Source organism: Haloferax sp. SDI50, from assembly GCF_059802635.1.
On sequence record NZ_JBPULL010000001.1, the window covers coordinates 1902471 to 1916766 of the forward strand.

21 protein-coding genes and 2 tRNA genes are annotated in these 14296 nt (G+C 66.3%); 11 read left to right on the top strand and 12 right to left on the bottom strand.

The features are described from left to right. Nucleotides 1-5: 5 nt before the first annotated feature. Both ACSR87_RS09980 and gap read right to left on the bottom strand, forming a co-directional pair. Nucleotides 6-1211, bottom strand: coding sequence for a phosphoglycerate kinase (locus tag ACSR87_RS09980; protein WP_498530356.1), 1206 nt, complete (start codon nt 1209-1211; stop codon nt 6-8). Nucleotides 1212-1286: 75 nt separating this feature from the next. Then, nucleotides 1287-2339 (bottom strand): type I glyceraldehyde-3-phosphate dehydrogenase, encoded by a 1053-nt coding sequence (gene gap / locus ACSR87_RS09985; protein WP_498530357.1) that lies wholly within the window; start codon nt 2337-2339, stop codon nt 1287-1289. 267 nt (nt 2340-2606) lie between these two features. On the opposite strand from gap, the gene ACSR87_RS09990 reads away from it, so the two are divergent. Continuing rightward, nucleotides 2607-2969, top strand: coding sequence for an Hsp20/alpha crystallin family protein (locus tag ACSR87_RS09990; protein ID WP_004970480.1), 363 nt, complete (start codon nt 2607-2609; stop codon nt 2967-2969). Between the two features lie 24 nt (nt 2970-2993). On the opposite strand, the gene ACSR87_RS09995 is transcribed toward ACSR87_RS09990, so the two are convergent. Together ACSR87_RS09995 and ACSR87_RS10000 are read right to left on the bottom strand one after the other, a co-directional pair. Continuing rightward, complete coding sequence (locus tag ACSR87_RS09995; protein ID WP_498530358.1) at nt 2994-3866, bottom strand: ATP-grasp domain-containing protein; 873 nt, start codon at nt 3864-3866, stop codon at nt 2994-2996. Nucleotides 3867-3951: 85 nt separating this feature from the next. Beyond that, nucleotides 3952-4482: a 50S ribosomal protein L16 gene (locus tag ACSR87_RS10000; protein ID WP_004044437.1), complete on the bottom strand. Its 531-nt coding sequence runs from the start codon at nt 4480-4482 to the stop codon at nt 3952-3954. Between the two features lie 160 nt (nt 4483-4642). Here ACSR87_RS10000 and ACSR87_RS10005 point away from each other — a divergent pair, with 160 nt between their 5' ends. Next, the gene (locus tag ACSR87_RS10005) at nt 4643-5293 is read left to right on the top strand and encodes a type 1 glutamine amidotransferase (protein ID WP_498530359.1); all 651 of its coding nucleotides are present in this window, start codon (nt 4643-4645) and stop codon (nt 5291-5293) included. Here the strand turns inward: ACSR87_RS10005 and nucS are convergent, their stop codons facing one another. Beyond that, the gene (gene nucS / locus ACSR87_RS10010) at nt 5294-6058 is read right to left on the bottom strand and encodes an endonuclease NucS (RefSeq protein ID WP_498530360.1); all 765 of its coding nucleotides are present in this window, start codon (nt 6056-6058) and stop codon (nt 5294-5296) included. Between the two features lie 122 nt (nt 6059-6180). Between nucS and ACSR87_RS10015 the strand changes: the two genes are divergently transcribed. The 8 genes from ACSR87_RS10015 to ACSR87_RS10050 all read left to right on the top strand — a co-directional run bounded on the left by ACSR87_RS10015 (nt 6181) and on the right by ACSR87_RS10050 (nt 10446). Then, nucleotides 6181-6636, top strand: a complete 456-nt coding sequence (locus tag ACSR87_RS10015) for a pyridoxamine 5'-phosphate oxidase family protein (protein ID WP_498530361.1) — start codon at nt 6181-6183, stop codon at nt 6634-6636. 128 nt (nt 6637-6764) lie between these two features. Next, complete coding sequence (locus ACSR87_RS10020; protein ID WP_004065264.1) at nt 6765-7163, top strand: winged helix-turn-helix domain-containing protein; 399 nt, start codon at nt 6765-6767, stop codon at nt 7161-7163. A 70-nt stretch (nt 7164-7233) separates the two neighbouring features. Continuing rightward, the gene (locus ACSR87_RS10025) at nt 7234-7395 is read left to right on the top strand and encodes a DUF7560 family zinc ribbon protein (RefSeq protein WP_008577179.1); all 162 of its coding nucleotides are present in this window, start codon (nt 7234-7236) and stop codon (nt 7393-7395) included. A gap of 124 nt (nt 7396-7519) precedes the next feature. Further along, entirely contained in the window at nt 7520-7666 is a 147-nt protein-coding gene (locus ACSR87_RS10030; protein ID WP_498530362.1) for a DUF7560 family zinc ribbon protein, read from the top strand. Nucleotides 7667-7783: 117 nt separating this feature from the next. Beyond that, a complete protein-coding gene (locus tag ACSR87_RS10035; protein WP_008577183.1) occupies nt 7784-8245 on the top strand; it encodes a pyridoxamine 5'-phosphate oxidase family protein in 462 nt (153 codons plus the stop codon). 117 nt (nt 8246-8362) lie between these two features. Then, nucleotides 8363-9010, top strand: a complete 648-nt coding sequence (locus tag ACSR87_RS10040; protein WP_004044429.1) for a helix-turn-helix domain-containing protein — start codon at nt 8363-8365, stop codon at nt 9008-9010. 116 nt (nt 9011-9126) lie between these two features. Next, a complete protein-coding gene (locus ACSR87_RS10045; protein WP_004044428.1) occupies nt 9127-9519 on the top strand; it encodes a winged helix-turn-helix domain-containing protein in 393 nt (130 codons plus the stop codon). A 117-nt stretch (nt 9520-9636) separates the two neighbouring features. After that, nucleotides 9637-10446 carry a DUF7537 family lipoprotein gene (locus ACSR87_RS10050; RefSeq protein ID WP_498530363.1) on the top strand — a complete coding sequence of 270 codons (810 nt, stop codon included), beginning with the start codon at nt 9637-9639 and terminating at the stop codon, nt 10444-10446. 146 nt (nt 10447-10592) lie between these two features. Here the strand turns inward: ACSR87_RS10050 and ACSR87_RS10055 are convergent. The 7 genes from ACSR87_RS10055 to ACSR87_RS10085 form a co-directional block, all read right to left on the bottom strand. Continuing rightward, nucleotides 10593-10666, bottom strand: a tRNA-Phe gene (locus tag ACSR87_RS10055). 49 nt (nt 10667-10715) lie between these two features. Continuing rightward, nucleotides 10716-11441 (bottom strand): DUF2270 domain-containing protein, encoded by a 726-nt coding sequence (locus tag ACSR87_RS10060; protein ID WP_008577190.1) that lies wholly within the window; start codon nt 11439-11441, stop codon nt 10716-10718. A gap of 169 nt (nt 11442-11610) precedes the next feature. Next, nucleotides 11611-11805, bottom strand: a complete 195-nt coding sequence (locus ACSR87_RS10065) for a cold-shock protein (protein WP_004057909.1) — start codon at nt 11803-11805, stop codon at nt 11611-11613. Between the two features lie 158 nt (nt 11806-11963). Next, nucleotides 11964-12158 carry a cold-shock protein gene (locus tag ACSR87_RS10070; RefSeq protein WP_004057907.1) on the bottom strand — a complete coding sequence of 65 codons (195 nt, stop codon included), beginning with the start codon at nt 12156-12158 and terminating at the stop codon, nt 11964-11966. 420 nt (nt 12159-12578) lie between these two features. Next, nucleotides 12579-12652 (bottom strand) — tRNA-Phe (locus tag ACSR87_RS10075). A 61-nt stretch (nt 12653-12713) separates the two neighbouring features. Then, nucleotides 12714-13382, bottom strand: a complete 669-nt coding sequence (locus ACSR87_RS10080) for a hypothetical protein (protein WP_498530364.1) — start codon at nt 13380-13382, stop codon at nt 12714-12716. A 44-nt stretch (nt 13383-13426) separates the two neighbouring features. Beyond that, on the bottom strand, nt 13427-13825 hold the full coding sequence (locus ACSR87_RS10085) for a VanZ family protein (protein WP_498530365.1): 399 nt from the start codon (nt 13823-13825) through the stop codon (nt 13427-13429). A 104-nt stretch (nt 13826-13929) separates the two neighbouring features. Here ACSR87_RS10085 and ACSR87_RS10090 point away from each other — a divergent pair, with 104 nt between their 5' ends. Continuing rightward, nucleotides 13930-14133 (top strand): DUF8141 family membrane protein, encoded by a 204-nt coding sequence (locus ACSR87_RS10090; RefSeq protein WP_004044421.1) that lies wholly within the window; start codon nt 13930-13932, stop codon nt 14131-14133. Nucleotides 14134-14296: the final 163 nt, after the last annotated feature.

Genomic DNA, 14296 nt, shown 5'->3' on the forward strand with positions numbered 1-14296 from the left:
CGGCTTCAGTCCTGCTTCAGCGCCTCGACGCCGGCCAGCGGCGCGCCGGTCAGCGCGCGGATGTACGCGCCGCCGGCGATGGAGACGTGGCCGAAGTCGCCTTCGTCCATGCCGTACATCTCGATGGCGCGGGAGGTGTCGCCGCCGCCGACGACGGAGAAGCAGTCGGTCTCGGCGATGGCGCGGAGGACGCCGGTCGTACCGACCGCGAAGCGCTCGTCTTCGAACAGGCCGAGCGCGCCCTTCACGAAGACGGCCTCGGAGTCGCGGATGATGGGGTCGTACTCGTCGACCGTCATCGAGCCCACGTCGAGGTAGGCGCGGTCCTTCTCGGTGATGTTGGCGACCGCGATTTCGCCGCGGTCGTCGGTTTCGTCCTCGTAGGCGAGGTCGACGGCGAGTTTAATCTGGTCGCCGCGCTCGTCGAGAAGCGACTCGATGGTCTCGCGGTTTTCCTCCCACTGGTCGTCGAAGAAGTCCATCCCTTCGAGGTCGAAGCCCACGTCGTTGCCGGCCGCGCGGAGGAACAGCTCACCCGCGATGCCGCCGAGCAGGAACTGGTCGACCTTGTCGCCGAGGTTGTTCATCACGTCGATGACGTCGGTGGCTTTCGTCCCGCCGACGACCATCGTCACCTGCCCGTCGAACTCGCGGGTGGCGATGGAGGAGTTCGCCTCGTACTCGGTCTGCATCACGCGGCCCGCGTAGGCGGGGAGTACGAGCGGGAAGCCGACCAGCGAGGCGTGCGAGCGGTGGGCCGCCGAGTAGGCGTCGTTGACGTAGGCGTCGACGTGCTCGGCGAGGGTCCGGACGAACTCGGTGTCGGCCTTAATTTCCGGGTCCTCTTCGGGAAGCTCCTCGTCGCACATCCGCGTGTTTTCGAGGAGGAGCACGTCGCCGGCTTCGAGCGCGTCGATGGCGGCGATGGCGTCGTCGCCGTAGGTGTCAGCGACGAACCCCACGTCGCGGTCGATGTGCGAGGCGAGGATGTCCGCGTGCTGTTCGAGCGAGACGAAGTCGTCGCCGCCGGGGCGGCCCTGATGGGCCATGAGGACGACGCGGTGGCCGGCCTCGGCGAGTTCGCGGACGGTCTCCGCGTGGCGGTCGAACCGTCGGTTGTCTTGGACCTCGCCGTCTTCGACCGGCGAATTGAGGTCGAGTCGGACGAGTACGCGCTGCTCCGGGTCGAGGTCGTCGAGGGTCTTGAACATCGGGTGGAAGAACGTGGAGGGAGTACTTAGTGGTGGGTAGCTCGCGCTGAAACCGCGGGCGATTCGCGGCGGCGTCTACTGGTGCGTGACGAAGTGGGCGACGTCGAGCATCCGGTTGGAGAAGCCGTACTCGTTGTCGTACCACGTCAGAATCTTGTAGAGGCCGCCGTCGTTGACCTGGTTCGTCGTGTTGAGGTCGACGGTGCTGGAGAACGGCAGACCGAGGATGTCACGCGAGGTGACCTCGTCGTCGGTGTAGCCGAGGACGCCCGCGAGCGGGCCGGAGTCGGCCGCGGCGCGGAAGGCGTCGTTAATCTCCTCGACGGAGGGCTTGTCTTCGAGGCGGACGACGAGCTCGGTGAGCGAGCCGTTCGGCACGGGGACGCGAATCGCCATGCCGTCGAGCTTGCCGTCGAGCTGGGGCAGAATCTGGGTGGCCGCCTGCGCCGCGCCGGTCGTCGTCGGGACGATGTTCTCGGCGGCGGCGCGCCCGCGGCGCTGCTTCGCGTGGGGGCTGTCGATGAGGTTCTGGCTGCCCGTGTAGGCGTGAACGGTCGTCAGGAGACCGTTTTCGATGCCGAACTCCTCGTCGAGCACCTTCGCGACCGGCGTGACGGAGTTGGTCGTACAGGAGGCGTTCGAGATGATGTCCTCGCCGTCATACTCGTCGTGGTTGACGCCGTAGACGATCTGCTTGACCGGCTCGTCGCCCTTCGGCGGCGCGGAGATGACGACCTTCTCCGCGCCCGCTTCGAGGTGTGCGGAGGCGTCTTCCTTCGTGCGGAAGATGCCCGTACATTCGAGCGCCACGTCCACGTCGAGTTCGCCCCACGGAAGCTCCGCGGGGGACTGGACGTTGTAGAGGCTCACCGAGGTACCGCCGATGGACAGCGAGTCGCCGTCGCGCTCGACGCCGTCGAGTCGGCCCATGACGGAGTCGTACTTCGCGAGGTACGCCATGTCGTCGAAGTCCATGACGTCGTTGATGGCGACCAGTTCGACCTTCGGGTTGTCGAGGACGGCACGGAAGATGTTCCGGCCGATGCGGCCGAAGCCGTTGAGTGCCACCCGCACCACGTCCGATTCGTCCACGTTCTCGCCCGCGCTGAGGTAGGATTTTTCACTCATGTTCGAGTAGTATCCATATCAATATCCCAGTTGCAGGTGTATATCTGTTTCGGTGAATACGGTCTAATCGAACGTTACCTTTCATTCACAATCACAATCCAGACAGAAACGAACATAACCGGTCAGACTCGGGCGGCGATTGACACGCCCGCTCGGGGGCGAGTGGTCAGGTTGTAGACGGTCGCTCGCGGCCGAATCCTGGCGATTCGCTGGCAGATGGCTGTCACAGGCAGAAACGTTTTATCCTCCGATTTCATAGCGGCCTTCATGGTCAGAGACGACCGCGACGACCCGTTCGACAACATCTTCGACGAAATCGAACGGATGATGAACGACATGACCGGAGGCGACGCCGGATTCGCCTCCGAGACCCACATCGACGTGTACGATGAGGGCTCTACACTCCGACTCGTCGCGGACCTCCCGGGCGTCGACAAAGACGCCATCGACCTCAAGTGCGACGGTGAGACGCTGACTATCAGCGCCGCCGGTGACCGCCGCGAGTACGACGAACGTATCCGCCTCCCGGCCCGCGTCGACGAACACTCCGCGTCGGCCACCTTCAACAACGGCGTCCTGCAGGTCACGTTCGACCGCGCCGAGGACTCCGCCGCCATCGACGTCGAGTAACGACTCGGCTTCGCTACGGCCCGTTCAGGACTTCTTTGCGACCCGCTCTATGAGCGCCGCCAGTCGGTCAAAAAAGTCGGCGTCGTACTTCGCGTCGTCGTCGATGGTCGGCCGGGCGTTCGTCTCCGAGACGACGACCCGCCCGTCGGATTCGAGCAGGTCGACTCCGAGATAGCGGATGCCCAGTTCGTCGGCGACCGACTCGACGAGTTCGCGGTGGCGTTTCGGGAGGGTCACCCCGACCGCCTCCGCGCCGCGGTGGACGTTGTGCTTCCAGCGCCCGCCGTCGCGCGCGCCGTCGGACAGGCGGCGCTCGACCGCGCCGACGACCTCGCCGTCGAGCACCATCGCCCGGTAGTCCCGCGCGTCCGGGAGCCACTCCTGAATCAGGAACGACTTGTCGCCGGTCGCTCGGAAGTCGTGGACGAGGCTCAGCACGTCCGCGTGGCCCGAAAGGGAGTCCGGGTCGTGGGCCTTGGCGATGCCGACACCCCGCGTCGTGGAGTTCGGCTTGACGACGACGGGGTAGTCGAGGCCCGCCGACTCGACGGCGTCGAGCAGGTCCGACTCGTCCGCCGGGTTCGAGACGCAGACGCTCTGCGGGACCGGTAGGCCGGCGCGTTCGAGCGCCGCGATGACGCCCGCCTTGTTCCGCGAGGTGAGCACGTCCTCGCGCGTGTTCACCCACGGGATGTCGTGTCTGGCGGTGACGACGCCGCCTTCCATCGGCCGCGTGGGATAGACGAAGCCCACGTCGAACGACTCGGCCGGCGGCGTCGAGAGGTCGAGCGCGAACTCCTTGGCGCGGAGGTGTGCCACGTCGATGCCGCGGTCCCCGAGCGGGTCGCGCATTCGCTCGAACGTCTCGCTGGAGGTGGTGACCGCCAACCGAAGCATACGCTACGAGGCGGGGTCCCGGGGCAAAAATGGTGGGTTCGAGGCGAGGCACGTTCCGAGCACGCGCCGACGCGCCGACGCGAACTTACGCGACGAGCAGCTCTTCGCCGCGGTCGACGACGATGCGGCACGGCGGCGACATCTTGTTGTACGCGCGGCGGAAGGCGTCCTTCGCCGTTTCGGCGTCCTCGACGTCGCAGTAGATGGTGAACACCGTCTCGCCCTTGGGGATGCGAGCGGCGGTCCCGACGACCTTCCCGAACGACTGGCGCATCCCGTCGGAGACACGGTCCGCACCCGCGCCGGTCGCCTGCTTGTTCTCGCGGATGACGTGGTGCGGGAACTTGCGCAGAATCATCTTGTACTGCTTTTCGCCCGCGTGCTTGAGCATGAGGCGGTTGGCAGACAGACGCGCGGATTCGAGCGACCCGTGACGAATCTGCACTTCCTCTTCGACCTTCAGGCTGATCTGGACGGGGTAGTCCTCGGGGTCGGCCTGCAGGTCGCCCATGTTGTGCTGTGCAATCTTCGAACCGGGGATACCCGTGATGTACTCGCGTCGGGTGTACGCCGGGTTCGTAATCTCCCGGTACATAGAGGCGGGTTTGTCTGACATGGTTACTTGTGAAACCGAAGGGTCAGGCGGGCTAAAAACGCTTCGAAGCTTCATTCGCCCGCCGCAGTCGTGTCAGCCCCTCGCACGCCGGTTCGTCGCAGGGACCGCTCGTCCCGGCCGGGAGACAGTCTTATGCGCCGCCGCCGCCACGGTTCTGCCCATGCTGCTCGTCTGCGACTGTATGCCTGCGGACGGCCCCGCGTACTTCACCGACGCGCTCGCTGACCTCGCCCTCGACGGCCGCGAGGGGACCGTTCACTCGCTTCCCGACGACGGCCTCCCGACGCTCTCGAACGTCGACGCCGTCGTTCTCACCGGGAGCACCGCGGGCGTTTACGAGGCCGACGAGCGACCGTGGCTCGACGACGCGCGCCTGCTCGCCCGCGACCTCGTCGCCCGCGAACTGCCCACGCTCGGCGTCTGTTTCGGCCACCAACTCGTCAACGACGCCCTCGGCGGCACGGTCGAAGCCGGCGACCAACGCCGCGGTATCACCGATGTGACCCTCGACGACGACCCGCTGTTCGACGGCGTCTCCGGACGCATCCCGATGGTTCACGGCGACTACGTCGTCGCCCCCGGCGACCGCATGGAGACCGTCGCCTCCGCGGACTACTACGACCACCTCGCCACCCGCCACGAGGACGCGCCCGTCTGGACGGTCCAGTACCACCCCGAGTTCACGGCCGCCCTCCTCGACCGCATCGTCGACGACTTCGGCTGGCCCGACGCCGACGCCGACCGCGACTTCAGCGGCGTGACGGCCGCTCGAACCGTCGAGAACTTCGTCGCCGCCGCCGGGCTGGACTGATTAGGCGTCGTCGCCGTCGGCTTTCTCGTCATCGACCGGCGGTTCGCCCGTCTCGGGGTCGAGCGCGACGAACTCGAGCCCCTCGCGGTCGAGCATATCGCCCGCTCGCTCGGTCACCGAGGGCGCGACGAGGACGCCGCGAATCGGCTCGTCGTCACCGAACTCGCGGTGGAGCGCGTCGACGTACCGGCGAAGCTGACTCGCCGCCGAGGGACCGACGCGCCGCCGTTTCAACTCCACGACGACCGGAACGCCCTCTGCGTCCTCGCCGAAGATGTCGATAGCGCCCGCGTCGCTCTGTCGCTCGGTTTCGAGCGGCTCGAACCCCGGTTCGAGGACATCGGGGTCCGTGAGGATGTGCTGACGTAGGTCCTCCTCGCTGCCGACGAGTTCGAGGTCGCTCCGGTCGTTCACGGCGTAGGCCGAACACTGCTCGACGCGCTCGAACTGTACGTCGAGGCGCTCGTCGGGGGTCGTGCGCGTGCTTCTGACCCGAAGCCGGCCGTCGCGGACGCTCGCGGAGTGGGTACAGCCCGGCGGCTGCCAGTTGACAGGCGTCCGCTTTTCGTCGGTGTGGACCAGAATCGAGCCGTCCGGCTTCAGGACGACGAGCCGGTCGCCGGGGCCGAGTTCGCTCGTCGCGCGGCCGTCGTAATCGACCGTGCACCGCCCGAATATCGTCACCATGTCGCCGCGCTCGAAGGCGGCTTCGAGGTGGACGAGGGCGTCGCGGTGCGTCGGCCGGTGGAGTGTGTTCACCGTCATCCGGGTGTCGTCCCGCGGTTCGTCGTCGCCGGGGATAAGCCCCGCGTCGCCGCGTCGGGGGACGCTGGTTAGACGGGTCAGTTCGCTGGCAGGCTTATGGTCTCTCCGTGCGTATATCTCCCATGGCCCCTGACTTCGCCCAACACAACCGCATCGAGATGCCTGCCGAGGAGATAGACCGCCTGCTCCGCGAGGAGGGCGTCGGCGTCCTCTCGCTCGCGGACGACGGCGTCGCCTACGGGATTCCCCTCTCGTTCGGCTACGACGCCGACCGAGGGCGGCTCTACTTCGTCTTCCTCCGCCCCGGCGAGTCCTCGAAGAAGGCCGAGTTCGCGGAGCGGACCGCCCGCGCGAGCTTCACCGTCTGGAACGCCCCGTCGCGGGACCAGTGGGAGAGCGTCGTCGTCGACGGCGAACTCCACCAGGTCGACGACGGCGACTGGGACCGCGTCCGCGACGCGCTCGAAGACAACGCGTGGTATCCGACCCTGTTCTCGGAGACGGAGCCGATGCAGGATATCCTCGGCTGGGAGCTTCGCATCGACTCCCGGACAGGGCTTCAGCGCCGGCGCGCGTGAGCGCTGAGTTCGAACCCCGCGGTGCGCCGCAGACTGGCCCGACTCGAAGCCTGCGACGGGTCGAGTACTTAAACCTCCCCGGATAGCGCGGGCGGAGATACCTCCCGCTGTCGGTCGTCTATCGAAGTATGAACACGTCATCTGTCTCCGCCGTCGAACAGTCGTTGACCCGAAACTCGCGCCGCAGCCACGTCCTCTCTGACCCGTCGAGTGCCCTCTCGGCGCTCAGCGACGGCGACAGCCGGCGAATCCTCGCCGCCTGCGACGAGGCTCCGAGAACCGCACAGGAGTGCGCCGAACTCTGTGACGTGCCGCTGTCGACGGTCTACCGGAAGCTCGACCTGCTGACCGAGGCGTCGCTCCTCGACGAGCGACTGCGGGTCCAGACGGCGACGCACCACCCGCGGGAGTTCGCGACCAACTTCGACACGCTCTCGTTTTCGTTCGACGACGCCGGCGTGTCGCTCGCGTTCCGGCAGGTCGCCACCGACGGCGGCGAAGACGGCGCGGAGGGCCGGTCGCGATGACCGCGACGCGCACCGCCGCGCGGCGGACGGAGCGAACCGAGACGGCGCTCGCCTCGCCGGAGGTGGACTGATGAGCGCGACGACGACGACGGACGACTACGAGTTCACGTGTTCGCAGTGCGGCGAGGGCTTCGCCGTCAACGGCGGGATGCGCGCCGCGGTCCTCGAACGCGGCTGTCCCATCTGCGGAAGCCCCGTCTCGGATGACGCCTTCGACCCATGTCCCGCGTGAGTCTCGCTTTTCGGTCGCACCCGCGACCGAACCCGCGCTCGGTCGGGGCGCTCGCCTCGCCGCGTCCCCGGCACCCGAAAAACAGTAGGCTACATATACGTGTGCCACGCGTACTACGAACCACATGAGCGACAGCGCGGACTACACATTCGTCTGCCCGGAGTGTGCGGAGTCCATGCTGGTCAACGACTCCATGCGCGACGCCCTCCTCGAAAACGGCTGTGTCGTCTGCAGCGCCGCGCTCACGGCCGACGCCTTCTCGACTACCTGAGCGCGCGCCCGTGACCGAGTCGCGACCGAGTCCGCCGATATCACCCGACTCGACTCTCTCGGGCGTGCCGAGAAGTAACAGTAATTACGTCGGCCGCGAGTCTGGTGGTACGAACCGATGTCTCTGGACCAACAGACCGAACTCTCGCCCGACGAGATACGCGAGGTCCTGTCCCGTCACGAGACGGGCGTCCTCTCGCTCGCGAAGGCGGACGAACCATACGCGATTCCCATCTCCTACGGCTACGACGGCGAGAGCGGTCGGTTCTATCTCCGACTCGTCTCCACACCCGAAAGCGAAAAACGGCAGTTCCTCACGTCGTCGCCGCGGGCCCGACTCGTCGTCCACGAGTCGAACGACGGGAGCTATCGGAGCATCATCGCCGAGGGGACGCTCGAACGCGTCGACCCCGACGAGCTGACCGTCGAACGAATCGTCCAGTACGGCAAGGCAAAGCGTCCGCTGTTCGAAATCTGGGGCGAGACGAAGCGCGACCTCGACATCCAACTGTTCGAACTCGACCCCGAGACGCTGGGCGGGCGCGCCGTCGAACTGGACGCCGCGGAGTCCGACCAGTAATGTCCGCGGTCGTCGCCTCCGAGGCGGCCCCTGTCGCGACGGTCGTCGCTGCGGCGGTCGTCGCTGCGGCGGTCAGCGCGTCCCGCGGCGAACCGCGACTCGCCCGCTCGTAACCTCATGCCCGCCGGTATTCGCGCCACGGTCGAGTTCGACTCGCCGTCGGTCTGCCCCGTCGCCTCGGTCGCCCACTCGACGGACTCCGTCGTCGATTCCGTCTCGACCAGCGTCGTCTCCACCCCCGGCGAGGTGAGCGTCTCCGAGTTCGTCCTTGAGGCCGACGACCCGCCGGACGCGTCCGCGCTCGAACCCATCTTCTCCTACGGTTCGAAGCACCTCTACCGCTACACTCACGACGGGAGCGCCGACTGTCCCTGCGAGTGCCTCGGGGAGTTCGGCTGTCCGGTCGACCGCTACTTCGCCCAGCGCGGCAGTCTGACGCTCGTCTTCCACGCCGCCGACTACGAGCAGTTACAGGCCGTCATCGGTGAGCTTCGCGACCGCTTCCCCGGCCTCGACATCAAGCGCCTCGTGCGCTCGCCCACCGGCGACGCCCCCGGCGATAGCGTCTTCGTCGACCGCGGGAAGCTCACCACCCGCCAACTCGAAGTCCTCCAGACCGCCTACGACATGGGTTACTTCGAGCGCCCGCGCGGGGCCAACGCGACCGAGGTCGCCGCCGAACTCGACATCAACCAATCGACGTTCTCGGAACATCTCGCCGCCGCCCTGACGAAACTGCTCGGCGACGTGCTCGAAGAAGGATAGCGACCCGCCGCCGTCGCCGCCGGCCCCCTCGCCACCCGAGTCCGCCGGGGGAGTATATAAACGTCCCACGCTATCGGGGTTGTCAGTTGGTCCCCGTTCGCCGGTTCTACAACAGTATGAGTCAGGCTTCGCTCCCGTTCGATTTCCGCTCTGCAACGGCCGCCTCCGAACCCCGCGTCGTCGACGACCACGACGAGGTCGACGCGCTGTTTTCGCTTCTCGAAGACGACGACTGCCGGCGCATCCTCGACGCGACCGACGGTATCGCCCGCTCTGCGAGCGAACTCTCCGAGGCGTGCGACCTCCCGCTTTCGACCACCTACCGAAAGCTCGACCCGCTTGTGGACGCCGGCCTCCTCTCGAAGCGCCTGCGCATCTCTCGGTCCGGAACTCACACCGCCGAATACGAACGCACCGTCGACGACGTGACCGTCTCCGTCACCCCGTCGGGCGTCGAGGTCCGCGTCTCGCACCGCGACGTGGCGCAGTCGGCGTCGGTGACCGCCTGAGCGTCACCCCGTCTGAGCGCCGCGCTCGCGCGGCTCTTGTCCCGTACCCGCCGTCGACAGCGCCGAACGACGCGGTTCGCTGTGCCTACTTAAGATTCTCCTCGTCGTATCGTCGTCGTGTACTCCAACCGCATACCCGTCTTACTTATCGCAGTCCTCGTGCTTCTCGCCGGGTGCGCCGGCGGCGCGGATGTCGCCCCGGCCGCCGACGCCGACGACACCGATACCCCCACCGACGGCGGCGGCAGCGCGGACACCGGCGCGTCGAGCGACGGCGACGACTTCGAACTGAGCGACCCCGAGCGCCTGCTCCGCGACGCCGGGAGTTTCACCGTCAGTTGGTCGTACACCGGCGTCGACGCGGACGGCGTCGAAACCGCGGTCACCCGCGAGTTTGCCGCCGACCTCGACGCCGAACGGTCGTACAGTCGCACGACCTCGACGACCGACGGCCAGTCCGACGCGGGCGGCGTCGAGCAGTACGTCGCCGACGGCGTGACGTACGTCCGCGTCGGCGGCGACGACGAGGCCACGTACACCTCGTACGAGGGGTCGACGGAGGTTCTCGCCACCGCCATCGCGCTCTCGCAGGCCCGCGCGTACGGCGCTGACGACGACCTGACGTTCGCCGGCACCGAGACGTTCGACGGCGCGTCCGTCGAACGCTACGAACTGTCGGCCGCGAACGAGGCGCTGATTCTCGCCGGGTCGGCCGCGGCGCAGGGCGAGCCCGGAAATCTGGAGGTCACGAGCTTCGAGTACGTCGCCCTCGTCGACGAAGACGGCCTCTCGCGCCACGAATCGTGGTCGTTCTCGGGGCGGATGGACGACGGGTCCGAGGTGAGCGGGTCGTGGGAGTACTCGCTCACGGGCGTCGGCTCGACGACCGTCGAAGAACCCGCGTGGCTCGACGAAGCGCGGGCGTAGGTGGTGTTTCGGCTCTCACCTTCGGTCTGAAAATAGAGTCGCCTCCCGGATTTGAACCTCGCTCGCAACTCTCCGAGTTGCTCGCTGGTTCAAATCAGTCCGGCGTCGTTTCTTCGATTCTTCGCTCCGCTCAGAATCTCAGAATATGCCGCCTCCCGGATTTGAACCGGGGACAGCTCGATCTTCAGTCGAGTGCTCTCCCAGTCTGAGCTAAGGCGGCGCGATTCGACAGACGCGCAGGAGCGAAAAAACCATTTCGAATTGCGGCGCTACGACCCGCCGTACTCCGACTCCTCCCACCCCGTCACGTCGCTCGGGATGAGTTCGCCGTTGACGTGCCACTCCCGCGGGCGGAACGAGATGCCGAGTAGCGTCGCGTAGAACCCGGCGACGAACGCGACGATGATGTTTCCGGGGACGCCGCCGATGCCGGCGCTCCCGACGAGGGTCGTCCCGTCCGTGTACGTCGTCAACTGGATGACCCACGCGGCGAGCATCACGAGGAACAGCGGCAGGTACACCCGCCGGAGCCGGTGAGCCAGCGCCTCCTCGAAGGGGATTTTCATGTTCGGTGTGCGGTAGTCCTCCCCGAGTTTCTCCCGCCAGTTCTCGTCGAGGACGCCGCCGTCCGGGTCGAGCGCGTACGCCCAGACGTTCTGCTGAATCAGCCGAACCCGAGAGCGCCAGATGTCGTACGCGCGGAAGCGACGCGCCTCGATACTGAGGAAGATGCTCAGCGTCACCACTCCGAGCAGGATGATGTAGTGCGGATGCGTTTGTGCGGAAAACGACCACGTCAGAATCCCGGCCATCAGCGTGATCGCCCAGTTACTGGTCCGGTCCAGCCGCTCCCGCCACGATTTCATCCGGTGTATCTCACCCCGATAAAGGTGCGCAAACGACGACCCCGGCCCCATCGTCTCGTCAAAGACGCCCGCGCCGATGTGGGTGTCGTCCATTCCCGCGGGAGGTTTTAGCTCCCCGTCGTCAGACATTGTTGTTCGTTTGATGCACAACCGCCGGGGGATAAGAGCCTTCTGGGTTACGAACCGAGGACGGTGTCTCCTGCGCTCCGGCCGGCTTCGCACCGGACGGTCCCGTAGCTCAGGGGGGTGAAAAAACGCTCAGAAATCGATTCGTCCGGTACTGAATTCGGAAACCGAATTACAGGCGCGTGACGTTCGTCGCGCGCGGGCCCTTGGGGGCCTGTTCGATGTCGAACTCCACTTCCTGACCCTCTTCGAGGTCCGGACCGCCAACATCTTCCATGTGGAAGAACACGTCGTCGTCCGCGTCGTCAGTAGAGATGAAACCGTAGCCGCCAGTGTCGTTGAAGAAGTCGACCTTACCTTTCGCCATTGCGACTGTACAACGACCCTGCGGACGGATAACCTTTCCGCATGTGTGGGTATCGCTCGCTCAGTCGACGACTCGCCACCGAGCGCCGCCGCTCGCGGTCGTGAAAAACGGAGGAAGTTCGTCAGTCTGTGAATGTACTGCGGTGAACGGAAGCCTGCTTAGAGGCGGGTGACGTTCGTCGCGCGCGGGCCCTTGGGGGCCTGCTCGATGTCGAACTCGATTTCCTGACCCTCTTCGAGGTCCGGACCGCCAACATCTTCCATGTGGAAGAACACGTCGTCGTCCGCGTCGTCAGTAGAGATGAAACCGTAGCCGCCAGTGTCGTTGAAGAAGTCGACCTTACCTTTCGCCATTGCCTTTGAATCCAACGACCTCACGCTGATAAGTCTTCTGAAGCACGCCTCGGCTTCCCGTAGTGCGGTATAGACGACTCTCCGTGGTTGAAACGTCCAGATTCCGCGTCGTTCGTATTGCGTCGTTGGGAATTTGGTTGTCGTTTTTCGGAGGTGACTCTCGGCCCCGACGTTCTATTTCGCTCCCCGCCTCCCGGATTTGAACCTCACTCGCAACTCTCCGAGTTGCTCGCTGGTTCAGAATCCGGTCGGGTCGCAGTTACAGTACCTGCCACGCTCGCTTCGCTCGGTGGTCAGGTACAGAAAAATGCCGCCTCCCGGATTTGAACCGAAAGAAGACTCACTCCGTTCGACTTCTTGGGTTCAAATCAGTCCGGCGTCGTTTCTTCGATTCTTCGCTCCGCTTAGAATCTCAGAATATGCCGCCTCCCGGATTTGAACCGGGGACAGCTCGATCTTCAGTCGAGTGCTCTCCCAGTCTGAGCTAAGGCGGCTCGCACTCTCCCGAAGCCGGACCGCATCAAAAAGACTTTCGAATCGCCCGTCGGCGCTGGGTCAGCGGTGCCGACCGCCCGTCGCGCTCGCCCGCGCCCGCTCCGCCCGCAAACGAATCCCTTTGAGCATCTTCCGCTCCATGGCGAACTGGACCGGCTCGACGACTAACCGATTCACGACGCGCTCGCGGAGCGTCTCCGACCGCCCGCGGAATCTGACGACCAGCCGCGTCGCACCGGGTGCCACCTCGTGCAGCGCGAAGCTCCACGTCGCCCGGCTCTCGCCGGTCTCCCACCCCGGCGCGCTCAACACGAGGCAGCGCTCGGTGTCCACGAAGGCGACCCGGAACGACGGCGCGCCCGACCCCGGCGGGCCGAGCCGTATCTCGTCGCCCGCGTCGAGCCGTTGGTGTTGCGGGAGGATTCGGTCCGCGTTATGAATCTGCAAGCCGAACAGGTTCTCCAGTCGCTCGTAGCTGTAAAAACCGCCGCGGCCCTGCCCCAACTGGACGAGCCACGGCCAGACCGCCCGCGTGGGGGCCGTAATCGTAATCGCCCGCGTCGAAGAAACGTCCGCGTCGCCGACGAAGTCGTCGCCGGGGAGCCAGCCCGTCGCCTCGTCGTCGGTCGTCCCCCAGCGTCTGTGCCACGGCCGAACCGCGAGGAGGTACGTCCCGACGACGCCGATTCCCGCGAGACCGAGTGCCCGGATGAGTCGTCTCGTGCCCATTGCCTTCACCGTCCGTGCCCCCTTGGCGAGGGGGTGAGATAACCCTACCCCCGAGCGCCCGCGACCCGAACGGCCGCGACCCAGACGACCCCGCCGAGGACCGCGCCGACGAGGTTCGCCCCCGCGTCAGCGACGCCGAACGACCGATACGGGAGCACCGCCTGCACGAGTTCGATACCCGCTCCGAACGCGCCGGCGGCGAGGACGGCCGCCGCGACCTCGTCGCGTCCTGTCGCGCGCACCGCTGACGCGAAGGCGAATCCGAGACCAGCGTACCCGGCCGCGTGGACCCATTTGTCGAGGCCGACGACTCCGAGCGGTCCCATCGGTGCGAGGCTCCCCGGTGGCGTCGGAACGACCGACACCGCGAGGACGACGAGCGCGTACCCGAGGGCGACGGCCGCCCGCCGCGGATTCTCGCGGAGTCGCGCGATTGGGTTCACTACTCGGTGGTGGGCGCGACTCGGCCTAAAAGGGTTCGTGTCCTCGTGGCTCGACTGCGACCACACGGAACTAAATAGCAGGTGGAAGACACGTTTCGACTACCGTGTCACTACTCCCCCGCTGGTTCACGTCGAAGAACTTCGCAGTACAGCTCGTCATCCTCGCGTTGGTGCTCGACCCGGTCGGGTTCGTCGGCGGCTACCTCCTCGGCCCGTCGCTGGGCGTCGACCCGCTCGTCGGCGGCGCGTTCGGTCTCGTCGCCGCCAGCGTCCCGATGTCGCTGCTCGTGATGCAACGGAGCGTGTGAGTCGGCGGCTTGGTTGCCCGGGCGGATTCGAACCTCGGTCGCTCACTCCGTTCGTTCCCTGATTCGAATCGCCCTCGGTTCACGAATTCGTGCTCGCTGTCGCTCGCACAGAATTAGTGGGCTCGGGCGGATTCGAACCACTCCGTCAACTTCGCTCCGCTCG

What these genes read in the sequence shown, in the direction of transcription:
- ACSR87_RS09980 (WP_498530356.1), bottom strand. Translation starts at nt 1,211, where the DNA reads ATGTTCAAGACCCTCGACGACCTCGACCCGGAGCAGCGCGTACTCGTC.
- gap (WP_498530357.1), bottom strand. Translation starts at nt 2,339, where the DNA reads ATGAGTGAAAAATCCTACCTCAGCGCGGGCGAGAACGTGGACGAATCG.
- ACSR87_RS09990 (WP_004970480.1), top strand. Translation starts at nt 2,607, where the DNA reads ATGGTCAGAGACGACCGCGACGACCCGTTCGACAACATCTTCGACGAA.
- ACSR87_RS09995 (WP_498530358.1), bottom strand. Translation starts at nt 3,866, where the DNA reads ATGCTTCGGTTGGCGGTCACCACCTCCAGCGAGACGTTCGAGCGAATG.
- ACSR87_RS10000 (WP_004044437.1), bottom strand. Translation starts at nt 4,482, where the DNA reads ATGTCAGACAAACCCGCCTCTATGTACCGGGAGATTACGAACCCGGCG.
- ACSR87_RS10005 (WP_498530359.1), top strand. Translation starts at nt 4,643, where the DNA reads ATGCTGCTCGTCTGCGACTGTATGCCTGCGGACGGCCCCGCGTACTTC.
- nucS (WP_498530360.1), bottom strand. Translation starts at nt 6,058, where the DNA reads ATGACGGTGAACACACTCCACCGGCCGACGCACCGCGACGCCCTCGTC.
- ACSR87_RS10015 (WP_498530361.1), top strand. Translation starts at nt 6,181, where the DNA reads ATGGCCCCTGACTTCGCCCAACACAACCGCATCGAGATGCCTGCCGAG.
- ACSR87_RS10020 (WP_004065264.1), top strand. Translation starts at nt 6,765, where the DNA reads ATGAACACGTCATCTGTCTCCGCCGTCGAACAGTCGTTGACCCGAAAC.
- ACSR87_RS10025 (WP_008577179.1), top strand. Translation starts at nt 7,234, where the DNA reads ATGAGCGCGACGACGACGACGGACGACTACGAGTTCACGTGTTCGCAG.
- ACSR87_RS10030 (WP_498530362.1), top strand. Translation starts at nt 7,520, where the DNA reads ATGAGCGACAGCGCGGACTACACATTCGTCTGCCCGGAGTGTGCGGAG.
- ACSR87_RS10035 (WP_008577183.1), top strand. Translation starts at nt 7,784, where the DNA reads ATGTCTCTGGACCAACAGACCGAACTCTCGCCCGACGAGATACGCGAG.
- ACSR87_RS10040 (WP_004044429.1), top strand. Translation starts at nt 8,363, where the DNA reads ATGCCCGCCGGTATTCGCGCCACGGTCGAGTTCGACTCGCCGTCGGTC.
- ACSR87_RS10045 (WP_004044428.1), top strand. Translation starts at nt 9,127, where the DNA reads ATGAGTCAGGCTTCGCTCCCGTTCGATTTCCGCTCTGCAACGGCCGCC.
- ACSR87_RS10060 (WP_008577190.1), bottom strand. Translation starts at nt 11,441, where the DNA reads ATGTCTGACGACGGGGAGCTAAAACCTCCCGCGGGAATGGACGACACC.
- ACSR87_RS10065 (WP_004057909.1), bottom strand. Translation starts at nt 11,805, where the DNA reads ATGGCGAAAGGTAAGGTCGACTTCTTCAACGACACTGGCGGCTACGGT.
- ACSR87_RS10070 (WP_004057907.1), bottom strand. Translation starts at nt 12,158, where the DNA reads ATGGCGAAAGGTAAGGTCGACTTCTTCAACGACACTGGCGGCTACGGT.
- ACSR87_RS10080 (WP_498530364.1), bottom strand. Translation starts at nt 13,382, where the DNA reads ATGGGCACGAGACGACTCATCCGGGCACTCGGTCTCGCGGGAATCGGC.